General features: G+C 63.6%; 20 protein-coding genes. 11 read left to right on the plus strand and 9 right to left on the minus strand.

Features of this window, described 5'->3' with window-relative positions:
- Positions 1–86: 86 nt before the first annotated feature.
- The 5 genes from A9971_RS03935 to A9971_RS03955 form a co-directional block, all read right to left on the minus strand.
- Positions 87–1,265: a sugar transporter gene (locus A9971_RS03935; RefSeq protein ID WP_011061784.1), complete on the minus strand. Its 1,179-nt coding sequence runs from the start codon at positions 1,263–1,265 to the stop codon at positions 87–89.
- Between the two features lie 132 nt (positions 1,266–1,397).
- Entirely contained in the window at positions 1,398–1,997 is a 600-nt protein-coding gene (locus A9971_RS03940; RefSeq protein WP_011061785.1) for a TetR/AcrR family transcriptional regulator, read from the minus strand.
- Between the two features lie 144 nt (positions 1,998–2,141).
- Positions 2,142–3,029, minus strand: coding sequence for an alpha/beta fold hydrolase (locus A9971_RS03945; RefSeq protein WP_015635972.1), 888 nt, complete (start codon positions 3,027–3,029; stop codon positions 2,142–2,144).
- A 22-nt stretch (positions 3,030–3,051) separates the two neighbouring features.
- Complete coding sequence (locus A9971_RS03950; protein ID WP_093403813.1) at positions 3,052–4,107, minus strand: sugar phosphate isomerase/epimerase; 1,056 nt, start codon at positions 4,105–4,107, stop codon at positions 3,052–3,054.
- Positions 4,108–4,309: 202 nt separating this feature from the next.
- Positions 4,310–6,049 (minus strand): amidohydrolase, encoded by a 1,740-nt coding sequence (locus A9971_RS03955; RefSeq protein WP_183001445.1) that lies wholly within the window; start codon positions 6,047–6,049, stop codon positions 4,310–4,312.
- Between the two features lie 106 nt (positions 6,050–6,155).
- Between A9971_RS03955 and A9971_RS03960 the strand changes: the two genes are divergently transcribed.
- The 4 genes from A9971_RS03960 (at position 6,156) to A9971_RS03975 (ending at position 10,085) form a co-directional block, all read left to right on the plus strand.
- Entirely contained in the window at positions 6,156–7,070 is a 915-nt protein-coding gene (locus A9971_RS03960; protein WP_011061789.1) for a LysR family transcriptional regulator, read from the plus strand.
- A 353-nt stretch (positions 7,071–7,423) separates the two neighbouring features.
- Entirely contained in the window at positions 7,424–8,407 is a 984-nt protein-coding gene (locus A9971_RS03965) for a DUF1852 domain-containing protein (protein WP_103290081.1), read from the plus strand.
- A gap of 27 nt (positions 8,408–8,434) precedes the next feature.
- The gene (locus A9971_RS03970; RefSeq protein WP_026020140.1) at positions 8,435–9,469 is read left to right on the plus strand and encodes a methionine synthase; all 1,035 of its coding nucleotides are present in this window, start codon (positions 8,435–8,437) and stop codon (positions 9,467–9,469) included.
- Between the two features lie 106 nt (positions 9,470–9,575).
- Entirely contained in the window at positions 9,576–10,085 is a 510-nt protein-coding gene (locus A9971_RS03975; RefSeq protein WP_011061792.1) for a flavin reductase family protein, read from the plus strand.
- 76 nt (positions 10,086–10,161) lie between these two features.
- Here the strand turns inward: A9971_RS03975 and A9971_RS03980 are convergent, their stop codons facing one another.
- Positions 10,162–10,632, minus strand: coding sequence for an Lrp/AsnC family transcriptional regulator (locus A9971_RS03980; RefSeq protein WP_011061793.1), 471 nt, complete (start codon positions 10,630–10,632; stop codon positions 10,162–10,164).
- Positions 10,633–10,756: 124 nt separating this feature from the next.
- On the opposite strand from A9971_RS03980, the gene A9971_RS03985 reads away from it, so the two are divergent.
- The 7 genes from A9971_RS03985 to A9971_RS04015 all read left to right on the plus strand — a co-directional run bounded on the left by A9971_RS03985 (position 10,757) and on the right by A9971_RS04015 (position 20,568).
- The gene (locus tag A9971_RS03985) at positions 10,757–12,010 is read left to right on the plus strand and encodes a methionine gamma-lyase (RefSeq protein WP_011061794.1); all 1,254 of its coding nucleotides are present in this window, start codon (positions 10,757–10,759) and stop codon (positions 12,008–12,010) included.
- A 121-nt stretch (positions 12,011–12,131) separates the two neighbouring features.
- Entirely contained in the window at positions 12,132–13,265 is a 1,134-nt protein-coding gene (locus A9971_RS03990; RefSeq protein ID WP_011061795.1) for a branched-chain amino acid ABC transporter substrate-binding protein, read from the plus strand.
- 723 nt (positions 13,266–13,988) lie between these two features.
- Entirely contained in the window at positions 13,989–14,531 is a 543-nt protein-coding gene (locus A9971_RS03995; RefSeq protein WP_125063030.1) for a phage tail protein, read from the plus strand.
- A gap of 36 nt (positions 14,532–14,567) precedes the next feature.
- Positions 14,568–15,152: a phage tail protein gene (locus tag A9971_RS04000; RefSeq protein ID WP_015635979.1), complete on the plus strand. Its 585-nt coding sequence runs from the start codon at positions 14,568–14,570 to the stop codon at positions 15,150–15,152.
- A gap of 27 nt (positions 15,153–15,179) precedes the next feature.
- Positions 15,180–15,731, plus strand: a complete 552-nt coding sequence (locus A9971_RS04005) for a phage tail protein (RefSeq protein WP_015635980.1) — start codon at positions 15,180–15,182, stop codon at positions 15,729–15,731.
- Positions 15,725–16,273 carry a GNAT family N-acetyltransferase gene (locus tag A9971_RS04010; RefSeq protein WP_310889324.1) on the plus strand — a complete coding sequence of 183 codons (549 nt, stop codon included), beginning with the start codon at positions 15,725–15,727 and terminating at the stop codon, positions 16,271–16,273. The genes A9971_RS04005 and A9971_RS04010 overlap by 7 nt, the downstream gene beginning before the upstream one ends.
- Positions 16,274–16,563: 290 nt before the next feature.
- On the plus strand, positions 16,564–20,568 hold the full coding sequence (locus A9971_RS04015) for a putative Ig domain-containing protein (RefSeq protein ID WP_259652364.1): 4,005 nt from the start codon (positions 16,564–16,566) through the stop codon (positions 20,566–20,568).
- A 140-nt stretch (positions 20,569–20,708) separates the two neighbouring features.
- Here the strand turns inward: A9971_RS04015 and A9971_RS04020 are convergent, their stop codons facing one another.
- From A9971_RS04020 to A9971_RS04030, 3 genes are all read right to left on the minus strand, one after another.
- Positions 20,709–22,121 (minus strand): aspartate aminotransferase family protein, encoded by a 1,413-nt coding sequence (locus A9971_RS04020; RefSeq protein WP_011061801.1) that lies wholly within the window; start codon positions 22,119–22,121, stop codon positions 20,709–20,711.
- A gap of 2 nt (positions 22,122–22,123) precedes the next feature.
- A complete protein-coding gene (locus A9971_RS04025; RefSeq protein ID WP_011061802.1) occupies positions 22,124–23,572 on the minus strand; it encodes an APC family permease in 1,449 nt (482 codons plus the stop codon).
- A 93-nt stretch (positions 23,573–23,665) separates the two neighbouring features.
- Positions 23,666–25,156, minus strand: a complete 1,491-nt coding sequence (locus A9971_RS04030; RefSeq protein ID WP_011061803.1) for an aldehyde dehydrogenase — start codon at positions 25,154–25,156, stop codon at positions 23,666–23,668.
- Positions 25,157–25,209: the final 53 nt, after the last annotated feature.

Raw genomic sequence — 25,209 nt, forward strand, 5'->3', positions numbered from 1 at the left:
TCGACCGCCGAACCTCTATCGGCCTCAAGATCGCCGCGCCCCTGCGACGGAGTGCCGCCCAGACCGTTCGCAGCCTGCGGCAGCGGCTACACGCTGGTGCGGCTCATGCGGCCCAGGGCCAGGCTGTACAACAGCAAGGCCAGGGTCGCCAGGGCGCCACCCGCCAGGCCGACATAGGCAAAGCCCAGCTGCCCGCCGACCCAACTGCCCAGCAGCGCACCGCCGCCAATGCCGATGTTGTAGATGCCGGAGAACATCGCCATGGCCACGTCGGTGGCGTCCGGCGCCAGCACCAGTACCTTGGATTGCAGGGCCAGGCCGAAGCCCATGATCGCCATGCCCCAGAACACACTCAGGGCCACCAGCGACCAGACGTGGCCATTGAGCGGCAACAGCAGGCTCAGGCACAGCGCCAGCAGCGCCACCGCGGTCAGTAGAAACCCCTGGGGGCTGTGGCGGTGCAGCCAGCTGAACAGCAGCGAGCCGATGATCCCGGCGCCGCCGAACACCAGCAGGACCAGGGTCACCACTTCGCCCCCCAGGCCCGCCGCCACCTTGATGAAGGGCTCGATGTAGCTGTAGGCGGTGAACTGCGCCGTCACCACCAGGGCGGTAAGCACATAGATCGCCACCAGCGCCGGGCGCTTGAACAGCAGCGGCAGGCTGCGCAGGGAACCGGAGTTCTGGCTCGGCAGCAGCGGCAAGGTGCGTATCAGCCACAGCACCAGCAGGCCGGCCATGGCCGCGATCACGCTGAACGTGGTGCGCCAGCCCAGGGCCTCGCCCAGCAAGCGGCCCAGGGGAATGCCCAGGACCATGGCCAGTGAGGTGCCGGTGGCCAGCAGCCCGAGGGCCTGCACCTGCTTGCCCGGCGGCGCCAGGCGCACCGCCAGGGACGCGGTGATGGACCAGAACAGTGCATGGGCCAGGGCCACGCCGATGCGGCTGAGCATCAGCAGGCCGAAGTTGCTGGCCAGGCTGGAGAACACATGGCTGACGATAAACAGCCCGAACAGCACCGTGAGCAGCTTGCGCCGTTCGATGTTGCGGGTCAGCAGCATCACCGGCAGCGAGGTCAGGGACACGATCCAGGCGTAGATGGTGAGCATCAGCCCGACCCGCTCGGTGGGCAGGTCGAAGCTGGCGCCAATGGCGCTGAGCAGGCCCACCGGCACGAACTCGGTGGTGTTGAAGACAAAGGCCGCCAGCGCCAGCGCGATGACCGGCTGCCAGTTGCCTTGGGGTGTCGCCGCGGAATCACTCATGGGGGGGCGTCATACTCTTTCGATGATGGAACGGGTCCGGGACCCGCTGGAAAAATGCACAACCCGGGCCAGCATCGCTGCTCCCGGATTGCGGGCAAAGGCTCCCAGGCGGAGCCAGGGTGCAGCGCCGCTTCAATTCCCTTGGGCGGTTCGCGCAAAGACCTGCATGGCCAGCGCCACGCCCTGCAGCAGGCGCGCCGCACTGACGCCGTCGCGGGCTTGCACCGACAGCCCGTGGAGCACCGTAGAGTAATAATCGCCCAGGGAAGTTGCATCGCTGTGGCCGGGCAATTCACCCGCCTGCTGCGCGGCTTCCAGGCGCTGGATAATGCTTGCGGTACGCGCCCGGCGATGTTCGGCCAGCCATTCGCGCACGCTGTCGTTGTCGCTTGAGCAGTTCACCGCCGAGGCCACCACCATGCAGCCACGGGGGCCGTCGGCCCGGGTGTAGAGTGCCACCGCTTCTTGCAGCATGCGCTCGATGGCGACGTAGGCGCAGGGCTCTTGCAGGGCCAGGTCGGCGAAACCGCCTTCCTGGCTTTCGTACAGCTCGATGGCCTCGCGAAACAACGCCTCCTTGGAGCCGAAGGCGGCATAGATGCGCGCCGAGGCGATGCCCAGGGCCGCCACCAGGTCGGCCATGGAGGTGGTTTCGAAACCACGGCGCCAGAACAGTTCGAGCGCCTGGCGCAGTGCCTGGTGACGGTCGAATTCGCGGGGTCTTCCAGCCATGGGGGTCGGGTATCTCGTCGGGACAGGGAAGGCGTTCGGTTGAGCCCGAACAGCCGGTTGGCGCAGGGCGCCGGGACGAAATGATATTAGATTTGCGCCGGCCGCGGCCAATTTCCGTGGCCGCGGCCTTGCCTGCGCCCTGCCTCAGTCACGGCCCTCCTGCAGAAACGGCAGCAGCAGCGCGAGAAATTCCTCCGGTGCCTCTTCCATGATGAAGTGCCCGCAGTCCTCGACAATGGCCCCGCGCAGGTCATTGGCATGGCCCTGCAGGGTCAGCAGAGGTGCATCGTTGGTGGCGTGCTCGGCACCAATGGCCAGCACCGGCATGGTCAGCGGCCGCTGCGCGCGCAGCTGATTCTGGCGCACCGTCTCGGGGATCGCCCGGTAATAGGCGAAGCCTGCGCGCAACCCGCCCGGGGCAGCGTAGGCCTCGATGTAGACTTCGGCGGCCACCGCCTCGCGGCGATGGGACCAGTGGTCGAAGATGTAATTCAGATAGGCCCGCTCGCGCCCGGCGATCAAGGCTTCCGGCAAATCCCGCAGCTGGTTGAACATGAAGTGCCAGAGAAAGATGTTCTGCTCCGGCGCGACGAAAATCGGTGGTGCATCCGCCAGCCCGGGGATCACCGCCTCGGTCAGCGCCAGGCGCTCCACCGCCTGCGGATGGTCGCTGGCCAAGGCGTAGGCGATCCACATGCCGACGTCGTGGCCGACCACGCTGTAGCGCTCGAAACCCAACTGCCCCATCACCTGGTGCAGCACCCCGGCCACATGGCCGGTGTCGTAGCCGTGCTCAGGGCGGTCGGACTGGCCGCTGCCCGGCGGGTCCACGGCAATGGCCTGGAAGCCTTGGGCAGCCAGGGCCTGGATCACCTGACGCCAGGCGTACCAGGTCTGCGGCCAGCCGGGAATCAGCAGCACCGGCCGGCCCGTGCCGGCGGTGACACAGTGGATGCGCTGGCCATCGACGCGCACGTAACGGTGAACCAGGTCGAGGCTGTCGGCCTGGAGGGTGTCAGTCAAAGCATTCATGGTGTGTTCTCGATGAAGGGTTTCAGGCAATGCCGAGCATGGCGTTGATCTGTTGGCGGTCGATCTGCGCGCCGGCGAAGTCGTCGAAGATGCGCTGGGTGACCTGGATCATGTGCCGGTTGATGAAGGCCACGCCTTCCCGGGCACCGTCTTCCTGGTCCTTGAGGCAGCACTCCCACTCCAGGGTCGCCCAGCCCGGGTAGTCATATTGCGCCAGCTTGGAAAAGATCCCCTTGAAGTCCACCTGGCCATCGCCCAGGGAGCGGAAGCGCCCGGCGCGCTCGACCCAGGCGCTGTAGCCGCCGTAGATGCCCTGGCGGCCGCTGGGATTGAACTCGGCATCCTTGACGTGAAACATGCGGATGCGCTCGTGGTAGATGTCCAGGTAACTCAGGTAGTCCAGCTGTTGCAGCACGAAGTGGCTGGGGTCGAAGAGGATGTTGCAACGCGGGTGATGGTCCACCAATTCATAGAAGCGTTCGAAGCTGGTGCCGTCGTGCAGGTCCTCGCTGGGGTGGATCTCGTAGCACAGGTTGACCCCCTGCTCGTCGCAGGCATCGAGGATCGGCCGCCAGCGCCGCGCCAGCTCGTCGAACGCTGTCTCGATCAGGCCTTCGGGGCGCTGGGGAAAGGGAAACAGATAAGGCCAGGCCAGGGACCCGGAAAAGGTCCCCAGCTCACTCAGCCCCAGGCGGCGCGAAGCCTTGGCCGCCAGCTTCATCTGCTCCATGGCCCAGGCCGTTCTGGCTTGCGGATTGCCCCGCAGCGCTGGCGGCGCGAAGTTGTCGCACATCGCGTCGTAGGCCGGGTGCACCGCCACCAGCTGGCCGAAGATATGGCTGGTCAGCTCGCTGATCTGCAGGCCCTTCTGCGCCAACTGGCCCTTGAGTTCATCGCAGTAGTCCTGGCTCTCGGCCGCCGTGGCGACGTCGAACAACCGCGCATCCCAGGCAGGGATCTGCAGCGCCTTGAAACCCAGGTCGGCGGCCCATTGGGCAATCGCCGGCAAATTGTGGAACGGCGCCGTCTCGGCGCTGAATTGCGCCAGATGCAGGCTGGGACCCTTGAGGGTTTTCATCGAACTGCTCCCTATTCTTTGTCGGTCGACAAAGAATAGGGATACGCTCTGGCCACGTCAATCATCGCCGTGCAGAAAAGTGTTTGGCCGTGAGGCCGTTCGCCCGTAGGCGCTGGCTTGCCAGCGAAGGCGTCGCAGTGGTCGACAAGGCAAAAAAAAGCCCGCGATGAAGATCGCGGGCCCGGCCGGTATCCATGCAGCATCACGGCCGGCTATACACCTCACGCCCGGCAAAGTAGGTCTTGAGCACCTGGGTTTGCGCCAGTTGCTCCTGGGGCACCTGGAACACATCGCGGTCAAGAACGATCAGGTCGGCCTGCTTGCCCGGGGCCAGGCTGCCGATCTGCTGCTCCAGGCCAATGGCCCGCGCGGCGTTGCGGGTGTAGGCGTAGAACATGGTTTCCCGGTCGATGCCTTCGTCCTTGTTCAACACGCCCTTGGGCCCCTTGCGGCTGATGGCCTGGGCGATGGCCTTCCAGGGTTCCGGGGTGCTTACCGGCCAGTCGCTGGCCCCGGCGATGGTGGCGCCGTTCTTCAGCAGCGAGCGGGCCGGGTACATGAACTGGAACTGCATGGCGCTGATGTAGGGCTGGAGCAAATCGATGCTCAGCTCATCGGCGGCGGCCCAGTACAGCTGCATGGAGGCAATCACGTCCAGTGGCTTGAAGCGGGCGAACTCCTTGGGGCTGACCATCTGCAAGTGGGTGATGGAGTGCACCACCCCACTCTGGCGATCACGTCGCGCCTGCTCGATGCCGTTGAGGGATTCGCGCACCGCGCGGTCGCCAATGGCATGCACATGCACCAGCCAGCCACGGGCATCGGCGGCGCTGACCAGCTCGCCGAAATGCGCCGGGTCGATCAGCAGTTCGCCATCCTTCTTCGAGTTCTTGTAGGGGGTCAGCAGGGAAGCGGTTTGCGCCGGAAACTCGGCGACACCGTCGGCGAAGATCTTGATCCCCGGCAGGCTCAGGTTCGGCACCCCGAGGAACTGCTGGCGCACCTGCTCCAGCACCTCCAGGTCCGCCGGGCGGCTCTTGGGATTGGCCACCATCAGGGCCGCGACCCGCTGGGTCAGCTCGCCCTTCTGCGCCAGCGCCTTGTACACCGGCAGCACACCGACGGTCTGGGCCGTGGGATGCATGGCGAACAGCGCGTCGCCCGGGGTGGCGTTGGCCGCCGGGTCCATCAGCGCGGTGATGCCCAGGCTCAGGTTGAGGTCGCGGGCGGCGCGCCCGGCGTCGAGCAACTGCTCGAAGCTCGGCGGCGGCAGCTGCGAGGTCAGGGCCGAGAGCCCGGCATCGGCGACAAAACCGTTGGGGCTGCTGTCCGGGTGATGGCCGATGGTGGCCTGGGCCTCGCCCTGCAGCGCCTTGACCCGCGCGGCGTCTATGCCGCCGCGCTTGAGCATGGCGCGGTTGGCCCAGCCGGTGTGGTAGTCCCAGCCAACGAACAGAATCGGTACATCGGCCCATTCGCCCTGGTTGAAGCGCTGTTCCAGGGCGTCCACCTGGCTCCAGTAGGTCGAGGGAAAACCGCTGACGCTGAGGATCTCGCCATGCCGCGCCTTGCCGTCATCGCGCCAGCCGCGCAGGCGCTGCTCCAGCTCGTCCAGGGGCAGCTGCCGGGTTTCCAGGTCGGCGGCCTTGAGCTTCAGGCCCCCGAAGATGGCATGACTGTGGCTGTCGATGAACCCCGGCATCAGCACCTTGCCCTGCAGGTCGATGACCTGGGTGCCCGGGGCCTTCAGCGCCAGCACCTGGGCATCGCTGCCGACCATGACGATACGCCCCTGCTCCACCGCCACCGCCTGTTGCAGGGGCTGGCCCTGCTCGGCGGTGAACACCTTGGCGTTGTGCAGCACCAGGTCCACCGCGGCCAGGCTGTGCAGCGAGACCAGGGCCAGGGCCGAGGCCAGCGTGATATTCAGCGTCTTTTTCATGGTTGTTCGCACCCTTGGCTCAGAATGCGCCAGAGACTAGCCAAGTCACCGGTGCTTAAGAATACTGCTTCGCGCAACCCATCCTTTCCAAAGAGGCAAGACTGCAATGGACCAGCTGGGCGCCATCACCATGTTCGTGACCACGGTCGATCAGGGCAGCTTCACCCGCGCCGCCGCGTGCCTGGGCAAGACCACCTCGGCCCTGACCAAGGCAGTGAGCCACCTGGAGAGCCAGCTCGGCACCCGCTTGCTGGAGCGCTCCACACGCCGGATCGCCCTCACCGAGGCCGGGCATATCTACCTGGCCAGCGCCCGGCAGGTATTGCGCCAACTGCAACAGGCCGGGGAAGACATCGAGCGCCTGCAGCAGGAAATGTGCGGCACCCTGCGCCTGGTGGCGCCGCCCTCCTTCGCCCCGGCCTTTCTCAATGGCGCCTGCTACGGCTTTCTTGAGCAGTACCCACAGATGCGCCTGGACGTGGAGCTCACCGACGAATTCGTCGACCTGCAAAGTGGCGGCTATGACCTGGCCGTGCGCGACGGGCCGGTGGAGCTGCCGGACCTGATCGCCCGCCCGCTGACGGCCAACCGCATCCTGCTCTGCGCCAGCCCGCGCTATCTGCAGCGCCAGCCCTTGCCGGTGACCCCGGCGCATTTTGCCGAGCATGACTGGCTGATCTTCCGTCACCCGGCACTGAACCCGCATTTCTGGCGCTTCACCTTGAATGGCGAGCAGCAGCGTGTGCCCCAGCCGGTGCCGCGGCTGGCCAGTGACAATTACGATTTCCTGTTCGGTGCCCTACTGGCCGGGCTGGGCCTGCAACTGTGCCCGCAGTGGAGCGCCGCGCCCTACCTGCGTCGCGGCGAGCTGGTGCAACTGCTGCCCGAGGCGCAGCTGGACCCGGAGCAGTTCGGCCCGAGGATCCATGTGATCTACCCCGCCCACCGGCGCCAGACCCGCAAGCACCAGGCGTTCATCGAATGCCTGAACCGCTACCTGGACGAGCAGCAATTGCATTGATGGGCCAGCTCCCGGCCCATCTGGCACTGGCGGCCCTGTCGAGTGCTGCCGCAGCCACCACGGGTCGGATTGCGCCAGAGCCCAGGCACACCCTCAACCAGTGGTTTGGCCGGGCAATGAATACTGGGACAAATAAGCTTTTGCGATTGAGTGAATATCTCATCATGAATGTGACTAAAGACCTGGTGAAATCAATTCATTAGTACTCAATTAATAGCTCGACATAAGATGCGCCTCAATAATAGACAACATAAAGACTACCGAGCAAAAGCAGCCAGGAACAAAGCTGGAAAGCACTGAAAGCCAACAAACAAGTTCAGGACTTATCTCGGAAATCAGGATGCCAGATCACAATGAACAACGACTTCACATTCACCATCAAGAGCATTTGCTTCGACGAAGATTATCACCCGTCCGAGAATACGCGCATCACCACCAACTTTGCCAACCTGGCCAGGGGCAAGAGTCGCCAAGAGAACTTGCGCAATACCTTGAGGATGATTGACAACCGCTTCAATGCCTTGGCGCATTGGGATAACCCCAAGGGCGATCGTTATGCAGTCGAGCTTGAAATCATCTCCGTGGAGATGGACATCGACACTCAAAGCAGTGGCCATGCCATCCCCCTGATTGAAATATTGAAAACCAATATTTTCGATCGAAAGACCAACGAACGCTTTGAGGGCGTTGTAGGAAACAACTTTTCCTCTTACGTACGGGACTACGACTTCAGCGTGCTGTTGCCGGAGCACAACAGGGAGCGACCAAAGTTCAGCATTCCGGAAAACTTCGGAGAGCTGCATGGAAAGCTATTCAAGCACTTCATCAACTCCAGCACTTACAAGGAAAACTTCAACAAGCCACCGGTGATCTGCCTGAGCGTTTCGAGCAGCAAGACCTACCATCGGACTGAAAACCAGCACCCTGTACTGGGCATTGAATACCAGCAGGACGAATATTCTCTAACAGATGAATACTTCAACAAGATGGGGTTGAAAGTTCGCTACTTCATGCCGTCCAACAGCGTTGCGCCTTTGGCTTTCTACTTTGCCGGCGATTTGCTCAGTGATTACACCAACCTGGAACTGATCAGCACCATCAGCACGATGGACACCTTCCAGAAGATTTACCGGCCAGAGATCTACAATGCCAACTCTGCAGCAGGCAAATCCTATCAACCGAGCCTGAAGCACCAGGACTATTCATTGACTCGAATTGTCTATGACCGAGAAGAACGTAGCCGCCTGGCGATTGAGCAAGGGCAGTTTGTCGAGAACAACTTCATCAAGCCATACCAGACCATTCTTGAGCAGTGGTCCGCCAATTACGCTCTTTGACTCATCAAAAATACAAGGTCACCCATGATGAAAAAGTTGTTACCCACTTCAACTGCCGGCAGCTTGCCTAAACCTTCCTGGCTTGCACAACCTGAAACACTCTGGTCGCCCTGGAAGTTGCAAGAGGAAGAACTGGTTGAAGGCAAGCAGGACGCCTTGCGCTTGTCACTGCAAGAACAACAGCAAGCAGGCATTGATATCGTCAGTGATGGCGAGCAGACACGTCAGCACTTTGTCACGACGTTCATCGAACACCTCAGCGGCGTTGATTTTGCAAAACGTGAAACCGTCAGGATTCGTGATCGCTATGATGCGAGCGTCCCCACGGTGGTGGGGGCTGTCAGTCGCCAGAAGCCGGTTTTCGTGGAAGATGCCAAGTTTCTGCGCCAGCAGACCGAGCAACCCATAAAGTGGGCGCTGCCAGGCCCGATGACGATGATCGACACGCTTTATGACAGCCATTACAAAAGCCGCGAAAAACTGGCCTGGGAATTCGCCAAGATCCTCAACCAGGAAGCCAGGGAGCTGGAGGCGGCCGGCGTGGATATCATCCAGTTTGATGAGCCCGCCTTTAACGTCTTCTTCGATGAAGTGAATGACTGGGGTGTGGCCACCCTGGAAAGGGCCATTGAAGGTCTTAAATGCGAAACGGCGGTGCACATTTGCTATGGCTATGGCATCAAGGCCAATACGGACTGGAAAAAGACCCTGGGCTCAGAGTGGCGGCAATATGAAGAGGCGTTCCCCAAGCTGCAGAAATCCAGTATCGATATAGTCTCGCTGGAATGTCACAACTCTCATGTCCCAATGGATCTCATTGAACTCATCAGAGGCAAGAAGGTGATGGTCGGGGCCATTGATGTGGCCTCCAACACCATTGAAACACCCGAGGAAGTGGCCGACACCCTGCGCAAGGCATTGCAGTTCGTGGATGCCGACAAACTCTATCCCTGCACCAACTGTGGCATGGCGCCCTTATCCCGTGGCGTGGCAAGGGGCAAGCTGAAGGCTTTAAGTGCCGGCGCAGAAATCATCCGCAGAGAACTCTCGAACCTGCGCTGAGCTAAAGCCGCAAGTGGTGTGCCAGAGGGGTGAGGCAGTGGATTGAAAAACCGCCGCTTCACCCCTCTGCGCGCTGTCGGACAGTACCCAATATTCAGGACCCGCCATGTCACTTCCCAGTACGGCTATCGAGCCAATGCGCTTTCGCGAAGCGCTCGGGCACTACGCATCCGGCATCACGGTGATTACCTCGCAGGTTGATGGCGAGCCGCTCGGCTTTACGTGCCAGTCGTTCTATAGCGTGTCGATGAGCCCGCCGCTGGTGTCATTCAGCGTCATGTCCAGCTCGGCCAGCTACCCCAAGATTCGTCAGGCGGGCCGCTTCATGGTCAATATCCTCTCAGGCGAGCAGGTCAGGATTTCCAACCAGTTCGCAAGCAAAGGCACGGACAAGTGGCAGGGAGTTCAATGGCAGGAATCGCCGCTGGGCAACCCGATCATTGCCGGCAGCCTGCACTGGCTCGATTGTGAAATTCATGCCGAACACGTCGCCGGTGACCACCTGATCGTGATCGGTGAAGTCAAGGCGCTGAACCTGCAGCAAGCGGCGGCTGCGCAGCCATTGCTGTATTTCAAAGGGCAATATTGCAACCTCGCGGCCCCGGGCGCGGTGTGAACCCTGGCCGGCGCTCCTTCGCTGAGGGCCTGTTTCAGACAGCAAGGTTGCTTGTGAATCGCAGGGACGCTGGCGCTCACTCTTGTACCGGAATCTGCCGCAACGGCTTGACCGACTTGAAGGAAAAGCTCGAATAGATCTCCTTCACCGCCGGCAGGGTCTGCAACACTTCACGGGCGAATTCGCCGAAGGATTCCAGGTCCTTGGCCAGTACTTCGAGGAGAAAGTCGTAGCGCCCGGAGACGTTGTGGCAGGCGATGATTTCCGGGATCTCCAGCAGCCTCTGCTCGAAGGCCCGGGCGGTGTCCTGGGAGTGGGATTCCATCATCACGCTGACAAAGGCGGTGACCCCATAGCCCAGCGCCTTGGGCGAGAGGATCGCCTGGTAACCGGTAATCACCCCGCTCTCTTCGAGAATCTTCACCCGGCGCCAGCACGGCGAGGTGGTCAAGGCGACGCTGTCCGCCAGCTCGGCATTGGTCAGCCGGGCGTTGTCTTGCAGGGCGATCAGCAGGGCTTTGTCGATACGGTCCAGATCAAGGGGCATGTCTTACCTTTTTATCTTATTTTTATGGTTATTTATTCCAATTATTCGGTTTTAAAGGGCCGATATTGGAAATTATTGCGCCGGATTTGAGCATAGCATTAGAGTAAATCCGGGAGCGTTCACCATGAACAATAAAAACAGTGACCTTGGTTTTTCCACCCGTGCCATCCATCACGGCTACAACCCCCAGGAGCATCAGGGCGCGCTGATCCCGCCGATCTACCTGACCTCCACCTTCACCTTCGCCACCGCCGAATACGGCGCCGGCTGTTTTGCCGGTGAAGAACCCGGCTACTTCTACACCCGCATCGGCAACCCGACCCTGGCGTTGCTGGAAGCGCGCATGGCCGCCCTGGAAAACGGCGAGGCGGCCGTGGCGTTCGGCTCCGGCATGGGGGCGATTGCCGCGACCTTGTGGACCCTGCTGCGCCCGGGCGACGAGGTCATCGTCGGCCAGACTTTGTACGGTTGCACCTTTGCCCTGCTGCACCACGGCCTTGGCGAATTCGGCGTCAAGGTACGCCATGTCGACCTGACCGACCTGGGCGAGCTACGGGCGGCCATCGGCCCGGCCACGCGGATGATCTATTTCGAAACCCCGGCCAACCCCAACATGCAACTGGTGGACATCGCCGCCGTGGCCCAGGTGGCCCGCCAGCATCCCGGCCTGCTCGTGGCGGTGGACAACACCTACTGCACACCTTACCTGCAGCGCCCGCTGGAACTGGGCGCCGACCTGGTGCTGCATTCGGCCACCAAGTACCTCAGCGGCCATGGCGACATCACCGCCGGCATCGTGGTCACCGGCCAGGCCCTGGCCGAACGCATCCGCCTGCAGGGCCTGAAGGACCTGACCGGCGCGGTGCTCTCGCCCCAGGACGCTTTTCTCCTGATGCGCGGCCTCAAGACCCTGGCCCTGCGCATGGATCGCCATTGCGCCAACGCCCAGGCCGTCGCCCAGTTCCTCCAGGACCACCCCGCCGTGGCCTGGGTCGCCTACCCGGGGCTGGCATCCTTTGCCCAACACGCCCTGGCCGCAAGACAGATGAAGCTGCCCGGCGGCATGATCGCCTTCGAACTCAAGGGTGGGCTGGCCAGCGGGCGACGCTTCATGAACGCCCTGGGGCTGTTCAGCCGCGCGGTCAGCCTGGGGGATGCCGAATCCCTGGCCCAGCACCCGGCGAGCATGACCCATTCCACCTACACCCAGGAGGAACGGGCCGAACACGGCATCGCCGAGGGCCTGGTACGGCTGTCGGTGGGGCTGGAAGACATCGCCGACCTGCTGGCCGACATCGCCCAGGCCCTGGACGCCAGCGCCGAACCCGCGCGCCCCACCCTGGAGGCCGTGAGCCGAATCGGCAAGGCCCTGCCTTGAGCAGGATCAGCACATCTGGCGGCAAAGCCGACTACAACACCCTGCCGGCGCCCGGGTGCCGGCAGTCCAGGCAACACCCGCAACACCCTTAGAACCGTAACCCACAGGAGTGGAACAACCCATGAGTCGTATCAATAACAAAGCCACCCAACTGCTCAGCGCCATGATCCTTGCCGGCCTGGCCTGCCATTCCATGGCAGCCGACAGCATCCGGATCGGCATCGCCGGGGCCAAGACCGGCCCGGTGGCGCAATACGGTGACATGCAGTTCAGCGGCGCGCGCATGGCCATCGAGCAGATCAACGCCAAGGGTGGCGTCGACGGCAAGCAACTGGTGGCCGTGGAATACGACGATGCCTGCGACCCCAAGCAAGCGGTCGCCGTGGCCAACAAGGTGGTCAACGACGGCGTCAAGTTCGTGGTCGGACACCTGTGCTCCAGCTCCACCCAGCCCGCGTCGGACATCTACGAAGACGAAGGCATCGTGATGATCACCCCGGCCGCCACCAGCCCAGAGCTGACCGCCCGTGGCTACAAGATGGTGTTCCGCACCATCGGCCTGGACAACGCCCAGGGCCCGGCGGCGGCACGCTACATCGCCCAGCTCAAGCCGACCAATGTGGCGGTGCTGCACGACAAGCAACAGTACGGCGAAGGCATTGCCAGCTCGGTCAAGGACATCCTCGGCAAGGAAGGCATCAAGGTGGCGATGTTCGAAGGCATCAACGTCGGCGAACGCGACTACTCCTCGATCCTGGCCAAGCTCAAGCAGGCCAATGTGGATTTCGTCTACTTCGGCGGCTACCACCCGGAAATGGGCCTGCTGTTGCGCCAGGCCAAGGAAAAGGGCCTGACCGCACGCTTCATGGGGCCTGAAGGCGTGGGCAACGACTCGATCTCGCAGATCGCCAAGGACGCTTCCGAAGGCATGCTGGTGACCCTGCCCAAGTCCTTCGACCAGGACCCGGCCAACAAGGCCCTGGTGGAGGCCTTCGAAGCCAAGAAGGAAAACCCCAGCGGCCCGTTCGTGCTGCCGTCCTACTCGGCCGTGGAAGTGATTGCCGGAGGCATCGCCGCAGCCAAGAGCGAAGACCCGGAAAAAGTCGCCGAGGCGATCCACAAGGGCACCTTCAAGACCCCTACCGGCGACCTGAGCTTCGACGAGAAAGGCGATCTCAAGGACTTCAAGTTCGTGGTCTATGAGTGGCACTACGGCAAGCCGAAAAGCGTAGCGGCGGAAAACGCCGGGCTCTAAGCCGGGCACCGGGTGCCGCCTGCCAGGGCAGCGGCGCCCTACCCGTTTCAGGTGCAAGGCCTGAAAGAAGCTCTGCCCAACGCTTGAACAACGCCTTTCAAGCCAGACTTAAAGCACTAATTCCCGAGTATTCTAGTTGGGAACAACTTAAAGAACAGGTAACAACAAGGACCGCTTCGGGTAACACTTTCCAAAGCCTCTGCTTATACTCCAGAACCCTCCCCGTGGAAGCGGCCCATGCTTCCCGCCCAGGAAGATCGTTAGCCTGCCTTGTTTTCTTCTGAACTTTTGACTGCCGTCTTCCGCTCAACTAGAGATCGTGATGAAAGGGCCTGAAAAGCCCGAACTAGAGGACTTTCGCGAGCAGCGCAATAACCCCCGCCCACCCGCCGCAAGCCAGCATTCGATATGCCTCAAGGCCTGTATCTTTAGTGCCAAGCCGCTAGGCATGAGGCTTACCGCGCTGCGCTTATGCAGCAACTAAAACGTTAAAGCACAAGACTGTGACGCGCATCGAATGTTACCGATCAAGATGAACTTAATGTTACCGACCAAGTAAAAAAGATAAGCCGCAAACCCACTAACACCGGGAAGTAGTTCCTCTTTTTTCATGGATAGAAATACTGTTTGCTAACTAAATTCGATTTTGTATATCGTGCGCAACATCAAATTGCCAGCTGCGGAAAGTACTTCTGCCAGGCCTTTTTTCAAGGAGCGAAGAACATGGAACCCTTTCTCGGCGAGATTCGTCTGTTCCCTTGGGCCTGGGCCCCACAAGGCTGGCTTTTGTGTCAGGGCCAGGTGCTGGCGGTAAACGACTACATGGCGCTGGCAACACTGCTCGGCAACCGTTACGGCGGCGACGGCCGAACCACCTTCGGCCTGCCGGACCTGCGAGGCCGGGCAGCACTGGGGGAGAATCTCGATGCTTCGACCGCCCCTTTGCTGGATCTGCGGGAGCTGGCCAGCATGGACGGAACCGAACTGGTCGCGCTGAATGCCAGCAACCTGGCAACCCACAGCCATATCGCCAACGTCTCAACCGCAGCAGGTGTCGCCGGGCCGGCGGGCAATATTCCCGCCATCAGTTCGAACTCCAAAGGCGCTGTCTCGAGATCCACCTATGTAGCCTTCGGCGATACAAGTCACGTGACGCTCAACATCACCACGGTGGTGAGCCCTCCCGGCCTTCCGATGTTGAACATCCAGCCGTCGATCGGCGGCAACTTCTGCATTGCCATCACTGGTACCTACCCACCTCGGTAAGCAAACGCCCACAGCCTAACGACTAAGGAAAGCAATATGTCTGATGCATACCTCGGAGAGATCCGTATGTTTGCCGGCAACTTCGCCCCCAAGGGCTGGGCCTTGTGCAATGGCACCGAGTTGCCGGTCAAGGGCAACGACGCCCTGTTCAGCTTGATCGGCAGTACCTATGGCGGCGATGGCCGGAACACCTTCAAGCTCCCGGACTACCGCGGCAGAACCCCTGTCGGTCAGGGCAGCGGACCGGGCTTGTCTAGCTGGTCCCTGGCCGAGAGGGCGGGCGTCGAGCAGATCACTCTCACAGCAGAGAACACGCCACCGCATATTCATGGATTCCAGGTCAGTGCCAACGAGGCGGCATCCGCCGTGCCGGTTGCCATCACCCCACCGATCAATAGCCTGAGTTTCGGCAAGTTCAAGCGGGTAAGCCCGACAGACAGCGTCACCGGGCTTTACAGCAAGGGAACCAACAATTCCACAATGGTCAGCTTGAACCCGAGTTTTCTCAGCCCGGCCCTGGGCGTGGCCAATAAATCGGTCGCCCCCCACAGCAACATGATGGGGTCCCTGGTGATCAACTACATCATCTGCATGACGGGCCTCTACCCATCGAAGCCCTAGTCCCTCTTTTTTCAGGAACGATCGACCATGGATGCTTTTACTGGTGAAATTCGGCTTTTTCCCTTCAACTTCGCCCCTGTGGACTGGGCCGTCTGCGACGGTCGACTGTTGCTCGTGAATGAGTATCAAGCGCTCTATTCAGTGATCGCCAACATTTATGGTGGCAGTAACGGGATCAACTTCAATCTGCCCGATCTCCGCGGCCGCGTCGCCATAGGTGAGGGTCAGGCCCCCACCCTGAGCATGCGCACCCTGGGCCAGAAACTGGGCGGCGATAAGACCATCTTGAAACCGGAAAACTTCGCCCCCCACACCCATCAGGTATTGGCCCAGGATGGTAGCGACAACGCCATGGCCCTGGACCTAGCCGATAACACGGCCTACCTGGCACAACCACGGGGGATTCGCTTGTACAACGCCAGAGTGCAGGCCACTGGCGGGCCCAGCCTGCACCCCGATACGGTGGCCCCTGCCGGGATGGACACCGCCAAGGCCGAGTCGCAGCGTTATGCGATGCAACCCTTTCTGACGCTGCGCTATTGCATCTGCCTGAACGGCGAGTATCCACAAAGGTGGTGATAAGCCCAGCCTGCGCCCCCCTCCTGCAAGCGGTGCTGCCGGTCGGTGGCGCTCTGCGCCTGCAGAACACCACCGACCAGGCCTTCCTGCGGGAGTTGTTCGTGTCTCGCCGCTGGGCCGAGGTCCGTGCCGTACCCAGCTGGAGCGACGCCCAGCGCCACGCATTCCTGCACAGCCAAGCCGAGCTGCAACGCCAGCACTATGAGCGGCACTACCCGGGGGCACAGTGGCTGATCATCGAACAGGCCGGCGAAGCAATCGGCCGCCTGTGCCTGCATCGGCAAGCCACTGACCTGCGCGTCGTCGATATCGCCCTGCTGCCTCACTGCCAGGGCCTGGGCCTGGGCAGCGCATTGCTGCGGGAAATCCTGACCGAAGCCGATACCCAGGGCCACTCTTGTAGCCTGAGCGTCGAACTCGGCAGCCGGGCCCAGGGCCTGTACCAGCGCCTAGGGTTTCTGGCCGGTGACGAAAACGGCCTGTATGTGCAAATGCGGCGCCCGGCACGGCAATTGCCTCGGGAGGAGCTGGACAACCCCTGAAAGCCCGGATGACGGCTGTAGGCAGGTCTCGCGGAACGGCGACCTGAATTTTACCCTTTGACCTTGACTCATTTAACGCTGGATGCGGCCGCGACAAAGCTGATCGCAAATGGCAGGGAGCCTTTATGAAAACATCGCGCAGTAGTTTCCACGGTTCGCTGGCACGTTCGCTGGTCCTGCTTTTTCTGCTTTTGAGCCTGCCAACGGCCGCCATGGCGCTGCTGCCGCCCCCCGTGATCACAAGTCCGGGGACGGGCACCACGCTGCCATCGGTCACGGTGGGCCAGTCGATGAGTATCCAGATCCTTTCCAGCGGCGGTGAAATGCCCCTGGATAAGTGGTACCAGTGTGATATCGACGATCCAGACGATACGGCCCCCTGCCTGCCACCGGGGCTGATCCTCGATGCCTCACCCAACAGTCCGACCACCACGCTGCATGGTGCACCTACCATCGCCGGCAACTACACCTTCAACATTTCCCTGAATGACGGCAGAAACCAGGCCGGGGTCGCCACCTATACCCTGGAGGTTACCGGCGCGGCGACCCCGACCCTGACCTCGGTTGCCCCCAACTCCGGCAGCACCGCTGGCGCCACCGCCGTCACCCTCACCGGCAGCAATTTTACCGGCGCCACCTCGGTCAGCTTCGGCGGCACGGCGGCCCCCAGTTATACCGTCAACAACGCCACGACCATCACGGCCACCACACCGGCTCATGCCGCGGGCGCAGTGAACGTAACGATCATCACCCCTGGCGGCAGCGCGACCCTGACCAATGGCTATACCTACGCCGTGCCCGCCCCCACAGTCGGCCCGGTCAGCGCCACGGTGGCCGCCAACAGCAGCGCCAACTCGATCACTCTGAGCCTCAGTGGCGGCGCCGCCACCAGCGTCGCCGTGGCCAGCGCCGCCAGCCATGGGACTGCCACCGCCAGCGGCACCAGCATCAGCTACACCCCCACCGCCGGTTTCTCCGGCACCGACAGCTTCACCTATACCGCCACCAACGCCAGCGGCACTTCCAGCCCGGCTACGGTGACCATCACCGTCACCCCGCCCACCCTGGCGATAACACCGACGACTCTGCCCAACGGCACTCAAAGCACGGCCTACAGCCAGACCCTGAGCACCTCCGCGGGCACCGCCCCCTACAGCTACGCGATCACTGCCGGCAGCCTGCCGGCCGGCATGAGCCTGAACACCGGCACCGGTACACTCAGCGGCACCCCCACTGCCGGTGGTGCCTTCAACCTGACCATCACCGCCACCGACGCCTACAGCGCCACCGGCTCTCGCGCCTACACCTTGTTGATCAACGGCCTGCCACCAGTTGCCAACGCACTGAGCACCACGGTCGCGGCCAACAGCAGCGCCAACACGATTCCCTTGAACATCACCGGTGGTGCCGCCACCAGCGTCGCCGTGGCCAGCGCCCCCAGCCATGGCAGCGCCACGGCCAGCGGCACCAGCATCAGCTACACCCCCACCGCCGGTTTCTCCGGCGCCGACAGTTTCACCTACACCGCCACCAACGCCAGCGGCACTTCCAGCCCGGCCACGGTGAGCATCACCGTCGGTGCCCCGAGCATCACCCTGAGCCCCGGCTCCCTGAGCAACGGCACCGCCGGCACGCCCTATAGCGCAACCCTCAACGCCACCGGCGGCGCTGTGCCCTACAGCTACAGCATCACATCCGGCAGCCTGCCGACCGGCCTCAGCCTGAACACCGGCACCGGTGCGATCAGCGGCATACCGAGCGCCGCTGGCACCTCCAACCTGACCATCACCGCCACCGATACCAACGGCGCCACCGGGTCCCAGGCCTACTCGATCACCATCAATATTCAGGCACCGGTTGCCAGCGCCGGCAGCGCCACGGTCGCGGCCAACAGCAGCGCCAACCCGATCCCTCTGAGCCTCAGTGGCGGCGCCGCCACCAGCGTCGCCGTGGCCAGCGCCGCCAGCCATGGGACTGCCACGGCCAGCGGCACCAGCATCAGCTACACCCCCACCGCCGGTTTCTCCGGCGCCGACAGTTTCACCTACACCGCCACCAACGCCAGCGGCACTTCCAGCCCGGCCACGGTGAGCATTACCGTCAGTGCCCCGAGCATCACCCTGAGCCCCGGCTCCCTGAGCAACGGCACTGCCGGCACGCCCTATAGCTCAACCCTCAGCGCCACCGGCGGCACTGTGCCCTACAGCTACAGCATCACATCCGGCAGCCTGCCGACCGGCCTCAGCCTGAACACCGGCACCGGTGCGATCAGCGGCATACCAAGCGCCGCTGGCACCTTCAACCTGACCATCACCGCCACCGATACCAACGGCGCCACCGGGTCCCAGGCCTACTCGATCACCATCAATATTCAGGCACCGGTTGCCAGCGCCGTCAGCGCCACGGTCGCGGCCAACAGCAGCGCCAACCCGATCCCTCTGAGCCTCAGTGGCGGCGCCGCCACCAGCGTCGCCGTGGCCAGCGCCGCCAGCCACGGGACTGCCACGGCCAGCGGCACCAGCATCAGCTACACGCCTGCCGCAGGCTTCTCCGGCGCCGACAGTTTCACCTACACCGCCACCAACGCCAGCGGCACTTCCAGCCCGGCCACGGTGACCATCACCGTCAGCGCGCCCAGCCTGGTACTGACCCCGGCGTCCCTGGGGGCCGGCACGGCAGGCAGCCCCTACAGCGCAACCCTCAGCGCTACCGGTGGCACCGTTCCCTACAGCTACAGCATCACCAGCGGTAGCCTGCCGACGGGCCTGAACCTGAACACTGCCAGCGGTCTGATCAGCGGTACGCCGATTACCAGCGGCAGCAGCAACCTGGTCATCACCGCCACCGATGCCAACGGTGCCACGGGCTCACAGGCCTATTCGATCACCATCGCTGCCGTGGCGATCACCGTGCCCGCCTCCAGCCAGATCCTCGCAGCGGGCCAGTCGGCCACCGTCGACCTGACCCAGGGCGCCACCGGCGGCCCGTTCACCCACGCCACCCTGGGCACGGTGACCCCGGCCTCGGCCGGCCGGGCGATGATGATGGGCCCCTTCTCGATGCGCTTCGTGCCATCGGCGGCCTTCGCCGGTACGGCGGTCGTCAGCTTCAGCCTGCACAACCTCAGCGGTTCCAGCGCCTCCAGCACCATGAGCTTCATCATCCAGACCCGTGCGGACCCGACCAGGGACGCCGAGGTCATCGGCCTGCTCAACGCCCAGACCCGCGCCGCGGAACGCTTTGCCAGTACCCAGATGGACAACTTCAACCAGCGTATGGAGCAGCTGCACCAGATGCGCTGCGACCGCAATTCGTTCAACGCCAGCTTGCGCAAGGACGGCAGCAACGTACCGCTGGGCGAGGTCGCCAAGGTGATCAAGGAACAACTGGGAGATTCGGCCCACCAGACCGAGCAGGAAAAACGCGAGGCCGCCGCTGCCGCGCAGGACAACTGCAAGCAGGATGACCTGGCGTTCTGGAGCGACGGTTTCGTCAACACCGGCTCGACCCACGCCCGTGGCGCCCAGGGCAACAGTTTCACCACCCTGGGCCTGAGCGCCGGCGTCGACTATCGGCTGTCGCCCACGCTGATCGCCGGGGTCGGGATCGGCTACGGCAACGACCGCAGCGAGATCGGCAGCAACAAGACCCGCAGCGATGCGGACGCCATCGGCATCGCCACCTACCTGAGCCTGAACCTGGCGCCCCAGGTGTTTGTCGACGGCCTGCTGGGCTACAACCGCATCAGCTTCGACTCGCGTCGCTACATCACGGGCAGTAACGACGACTATGCCCGTGGCTCGCGCGATGCCGACCAGTTGTTCGCCTCGCTGACCGCCAGCTACGAGTACCGCCAGGGACCACTGTCGCTGACCCCCTACAGCCGCTTGAACGCCAGCGTCACACGCCTGGACGCCTTCAGTGAAAAAGGCGGAGGCATCTACGGGCTTTCCTATGACGAGCAAAACCAGCAGAACTTCACCTCCTACCTGGGCCTGCGCACCGGTTACGACCTGATGACCCGGGTCGGCGTGGTCACCCCCAAGGTCGGCCTGGCCTGGGGTCACAACTTCAGTAGCAGCAGCGACTACAAGATGCGCTATACCGACCAGGGCGATGAAGGCCAGCTCTACCGGCTCAAGCCCGACGCCCTGGACCGCGACTTCGCCAGCCTGGACATGGGTGTTGACTTCAACCTCGGGCGTGCCTGGCAAATGGGCTTCTCCTATAAGACCGCGCTGGGTTCGGATGAACGCAACGACAGCCTGCGCATCGGTTTGAACGGGAAGTTCTAGAGGCTGACCACAGGCTAACGCCCCATCACCGGGGCATGCAGAAGGAAATGCTTCCCCTGCCGAGTGACAGGCAAAAAAAACCGCCGCAGCCAGGCTGCGGCGGGTGATGCCACTCAAGGGGGGGCGGGTCTGTGTCGCGCTTAGCTGCTCGGCAGGGTACCGGCCTCGATTTCCCCGGCGGTGCGTTCCACTGCGCGGCGGGTCTTGTCCACCAGCTCGTCAATGTCGCCACGGCTGGCCACCAGGGCCGGGGCCATGATCATCCGCCCGAAGGTCGAGCGAATGATCACCCCCTCTTCGAAGCCCAGGGTGCGGCAGCGCCAGGCGATGTCGTTCTCGTTGGCGAAACGCTTGCGGCTGGCCTTGTCCTCGGCGAACTGCAACGCCGCCACCAGCCCGGTGCCCTGGATCTCGCCGATCAGCGGGTGGTTGCCGAACACTTCCCGCAGGCACTGCTGCAGGTAGGGGCCGGTATCGTTCTTGACCTGGCTCACCACCCCTTCATCGCGCAGGGCCTTGAGGTTGGCGATGGCCACGGCCGCTGCCACCGGGTGCCCGGAATAGGTCAGGCCGTGGGCGAACACCCCGCCCTGCTCCACCAGTACCTGGGCAATGCGCTTGCTCAGCACCAGGCCGCCCATGGGGATGTAGCCGGAGGTCAGGCCCTTGGCGATGGACAGGGTGTCGGGCTCGAAACCGAAATGCTGGTGGGCGAACCATTCGCCGGTGCGACCGAAACCACCGATCACTTCGTCGGCACACAGCAGCACGTCGTACTGGCGGCAGATGCGCTGGATTTGTGGCCAGTAGCTTTCCGGCGGGAAGATCATGCCGCCCGCGCCCTGGAACGGCTCGGCGATGAAACCGGCGACGTTCTCGGCCCCCAATTCGAGGATCTTCTCCTCCAGCTGGCGGGCGCAGCGCAGGCCGAACTCGGCGGGTGTCAGGTTGCCTTCGTGGGCGAACCAGTAAGGCTCGTCGATATGCGCCACGTCCGGGATCAACCCGCCCATGTCATGCATGAACTTCATTCCGCCCAGGGCCGTGGCCGCCAGGGTCGAGCCGTGGTAACCGTTCCAGCGGCCGATCATCACCTTCTTCTGCGGCTGGCCGAGGATCTGCCAATAGCGCCGCACGCTGCGGATCAGCACCTCGTTGGCCTCGGAACCGGAGTTGGTGTAGATGGCGTGGCTGTAGTGCCCGGGCAGCAGGCTGAACAGCAACTCGGACAGCTCCACCACCGCCGGGTGGGTGGTGTGGAAGAACATGTTGTAGTACGGCAATTGCTCCAGCTGTGCGCTGGCGGCAGCGGCCAGGTCCTTGCGGCCATAGCCCAGGTTGGTGCACCACAGGCCGGACATGCCGTCCAGGTAGCGCTTGCCGTCGTTGTCCCACAGGTGCAGGCCCTCACCGCGGACGATCACCCGCGGTCCCTCGGCGTTCAGCGCCTTCTGGTCGAGGAAGGCATGGATATGGTGCGCGGCATCGGCGGCCTGGTAGTCCTGGGTGCTGCGGGGCGCGGCCGGTTGCGGCTGTTGGTTGGAGGTGCTCATGGTCATTCTCCTGCACGGTAGGCGGGTTCAAGGGAAGGTTGGGTTGCCAGGGTCGGTTCGCCGGGTAGCAGCGGCTCGGGAACGAACAGCGGCTTGCGCATCACCAGCTTGATCCAGACCACGGCGATCAGCGAAATCACCCCCAGCACCACGCCGGCACTGCCGAAGATCCGCGCGGTCATCTCGGGGGATGGGGAAACGTGGTAGATCGCAAACAGCATGCCGACGATCCCCAGCACCTGGGGCCAGGGGTAGAACGGCGAGCGGAACGGCCGTGGTGCATCGGGGTAGCGACGGCGCAGGGCGATCACGTCGATGTGCACGACGATATAGGCCAGTAGCCACGCCAGGGCGGCGGCCAACAGCAGCAGGCTGATGGAATCCGGGTCCTGGCCCAGCAGCAGGATCGGCAGCCCGGTCAGCGCCGCCACGAACAGCACCGCCACCCAGGGCGTACGGCCACGGGGGCTCAAGCGCTTGAACTGGGGAAAGGCCTGGCCGTTCTGGGCCATGCCGTAGAGCATCCGCGGCAGCGCCGCCAGGGACGAGTTGACCGTGCTGCAGGTGGCAGTGATCACCGCCCCCACCAGGAACAGCTTGCCGGCCTCGCCGAACACCGTGGTGGCGAACAGGAAATGCGGCAGCGGATCGCTGGCCAGTTGCGCCCGCGGCACACAGAGCAAGGCACCCAGGCAATAGAGGGTAATCACCAGGAAGATCACGCTCAGGCCGATGATCATCGAACGCGGGATATTGCGCTCCGGGTTGCGGGTTTCCTCCACCAGCGGGCAGACGAACTCGGCACCGACAAAGCCCCAGATGGCCATGGCCGCCAGCGCCAGGGCGCCGACTTGCAAGGGGTTCCAGCCCTGGTCCAGGGGCAGTTGCAGGTCGGCCTGGGCACTGCTCACGGCGCCCAGGCCCAGGGTCAGCAGGATCACCACCATCACCACCGCCAGCACCGTCTGCAGCTTGGCGAAGACGTCGATGCCCAACAGGTTGAGCAAGGTGAACACCCCGAGTACCCCATAGGCCACCAGCATCGGCGGCAACGCGCCGGGGTAGACCTTGCCGATGATCAGGTCCAGAAGCAGCAGCTCGGCGGACAGGGCGAACATCGCCACCACCATGTAGCCGGAGAAGGTCGCGAGGATCGCCGGGAAATGTCCGATGGCCACCTCGGTGTAGCTGCTCAGGCTGCCGGCCCGGGGCACCATCAGCGCCAGTTCGGAAAACGACAGGGCATAGGTCAGGGCCAGCAGGTAGGCCAGCAGCAGCGGGATGAAGAAGCCCAGCCCGGCCATCCCCGCCCCTTGCAGCATCAGCACCATCACCCCCTGGGACACCACCAGGCCGACAGCCACCGAGACCAGTGAACCCAGGCCCAGGACCCGGCGCAGGCCGCCCTTGCTGGTGGGGCTCAAGGCCCCCGTGGAGAGATTTGCAGTCATGGCACGCACTCCGTTCTTATTGTTGTTGTGGGCCTGCCGCCGGGGCGGCAGGTGCAGCGGCGCCAGCCCGGCGCCGCAGAGGGTTCACAGCGCTCAGCGCAGCTGGAACCAGGTGGTTTTCAGTTGGGTGTACTTGTCGAAGGCATGCAGCGACAGGTCGCGACCGAACCCCGACTGCCGGCCACCGCCAAACGGCACGGTGACGTCCAGGGCATCCACGGTATTGACCGACACCGTGCCGGCCCGCAAGCACCCGGCGACCCGGTGGGCGCGGTTGAGGTCGTCGCTCCACAGCGAGGCGGCCAGGCCGTAGACGCTGTCATTGGCCAGCGCAATGGCCTGTTCCTCGTCGTCGAACGGCGTCACCGCCAGCACCGGGCCGAACACTTCTTCCCGGGCGATGGCCATCGCCGGGCCCACGCCGGTGAGGATGGTCGGCTCGATGTAGTTGTCGCTGCCATCGATGCTCAGTTGCCGGCCGCCACAGGCCAGCTGCGCGCCCTGCTCCAGGGCCGCCGCGATATGCCCCATGACGCTGGCGGTCTGGCGCGCGTCGACCATGGCCCCGGCACGGCTGGCCGGGTCCAGCGGGTTGCCCGGCCGCCAGTCCCGGGCCTTGGCCTTGAGGCGTTCCACAAACTCTTCATGGATGCTGCGCTGCACCAGCAGCCGCGAGTTGGCGGAACACACCTCGCCCTGGTTGAAGAAAATGCCGAAGGCGGCCTTCTCTGCGGCCAGGTCCAGGTCCTGGCAGTCGTCGAACACCAGGTTCGGGCTCTTGCCCCCGCATTCGAGCCAGACCTGCTTGAGGTTGGACTGCGCCGAATACTGCATGAAGAACTTGCCCACCTCGGTGGAGCCGGTGAACACCAGGCAATCCACGTCCGGGTGCAGGCCCAGGGCCCGTCCGGCTTCGCTGCCCAGGCCCGGCACCACGTTGAGCACGCCTTCCGGCAAACCGGCCTCCAGGGCCAGTTCGGCCAGGCGCAGCGCCGAGAACGGCGACTGCTCGGCGGGCTTGAGCACCACCGAGTTGCCCACCGCCAGGGCCGGCGCCAGCTTCCAGGCGGCCATGTCCAGGGGAAAGTTCCAGGGCACCACCGCGCCGATCACCCCCAGGGGCACGCGGCTGATGCTGGCGTGGCTGTTGCGGGCGCCGGGGGCCACCTGATCGTAGAGCTTGTCGATGCTTTCGGCGTACCAGGCGAAGACATTGGCCGCGCCGGGCACGTCGATGTTCCAGGCGTCCATCACCGGCTTGCCCATGTTCAGGCTGTCCAGCAGGGCCAGTTCCTCGCGGTGGGCCAGCATCAGTTCGGCCAGGCGCAGCAAGACCTTCTTGCGCTCCACCGGGGCCATGCGCGCCCAGGGCCCGTGCTCGAAGGCCCGGCGCGCGGCGGCCACCGCCAGGTCCACTTCGGCTGCGCCACAGGCGCTGACCCGGGCCAGCACCTGGCGGGTGGCCGGGTTGATGGCATCGAAGGTAGCGCCGGATTCGGCGGACAACCGCTGGCCGCCGATCAGCGCCTGGTCAATGAATGTTTGTCGGGCAGCCCGCTGCTGCCAGTAACCGAGATCGAACACGCTGCATTCCCTCGTCGGCCGTTGCGACGGCCTGCTGGTTATTGGGTCCAGAG

Source organism: Pseudomonas sp. UME65, assembly GCF_014170225.1.
GTDB lineage: Bacteria > Pseudomonadota > Gammaproteobacteria > Pseudomonadales > Pseudomonadaceae > Aquipseudomonas > Aquipseudomonas protegens.

Bases quoted from the DNA above. Each gene is read 5' to 3' on its own strand.
- A9971_RS03955 (WP_183001445.1), bottom strand. From the start codon at position 6,049: ATGAAAAAGACGCTGAATATCACGCTGGCCTCGGCCCTGGCCCTGGTC.
- A9971_RS03940 (WP_011061785.1), bottom strand. From the start codon at position 1,997: ATGGCTGGAAGACCCCGCGAATTCGACCGTCACCAGGCACTGCGCCAG.
- A9971_RS04020 (WP_011061801.1), bottom strand. From the start codon at position 22,121: ATGAGCACCTCCAACCAACAGCCGCAACCGGCCGCGCCCCGCAGCACC.
- A9971_RS03965 (WP_103290081.1), top strand. From the start codon at position 7,424: ATGAACAACGACTTCACATTCACCATCAAGAGCATTTGCTTCGACGAA.
- A9971_RS03985 (WP_011061794.1), top strand. From the start codon at position 10,757: ATGAACAATAAAAACAGTGACCTTGGTTTTTCCACCCGTGCCATCCAT.
- A9971_RS03990 (WP_011061795.1), top strand. From the start codon at position 12,132: ATGAGTCGTATCAATAACAAAGCCACCCAACTGCTCAGCGCCATGATC.
- A9971_RS03975 (WP_011061792.1), top strand. From the start codon at position 9,576: ATGTCACTTCCCAGTACGGCTATCGAGCCAATGCGCTTTCGCGAAGCG.
- A9971_RS03945 (WP_015635972.1), bottom strand. From the start codon at position 3,029: ATGAATGCTTTGACTGACACCCTCCAGGCCGACAGCCTCGACCTGGTT.
- A9971_RS03970 (WP_026020140.1), top strand. From the start codon at position 8,435: ATGAAAAAGTTGTTACCCACTTCAACTGCCGGCAGCTTGCCTAAACCT.
- A9971_RS04015 (WP_259652364.1), top strand. From the start codon at position 16,564: ATGAGTATCCAGATCCTTTCCAGCGGCGGTGAAATGCCCCTGGATAAG.
- A9971_RS04025 (WP_011061802.1), bottom strand. From the start codon at position 23,572: ATGACTGCAAATCTCTCCACGGGGGCCTTGAGCCCCACCAGCAAGGGC.
- A9971_RS04000 (WP_015635979.1), top strand. From the start codon at position 14,568: ATGTCTGATGCATACCTCGGAGAGATCCGTATGTTTGCCGGCAACTTC.
- A9971_RS03960 (WP_011061789.1), top strand. From the start codon at position 6,156: ATGGACCAGCTGGGCGCCATCACCATGTTCGTGACCACGGTCGATCAG.
- A9971_RS03950 (WP_093403813.1), bottom strand. From the start codon at position 4,107: ATGAAAACCCTCAAGGGTCCCAGCCTGCATCTGGCGCAATTCAGCGCC.
- A9971_RS03980 (WP_011061793.1), bottom strand. From the start codon at position 10,632: ATGCCCCTTGATCTGGACCGTATCGACAAAGCCCTGCTGATCGCCCTG.
- A9971_RS03935 (WP_011061784.1), bottom strand. From the start codon at position 1,265: ATGAGTGATTCCGCGGCGACACCCCAAGGCAACTGGCAGCCGGTCATC.
- A9971_RS04005 (WP_015635980.1), top strand. From the start codon at position 15,180: ATGGATGCTTTTACTGGTGAAATTCGGCTTTTTCCCTTCAACTTCGCC.
- A9971_RS03995 (WP_125063030.1), top strand. From the start codon at position 13,989: ATGGAACCCTTTCTCGGCGAGATTCGTCTGTTCCCTTGGGCCTGGGCC.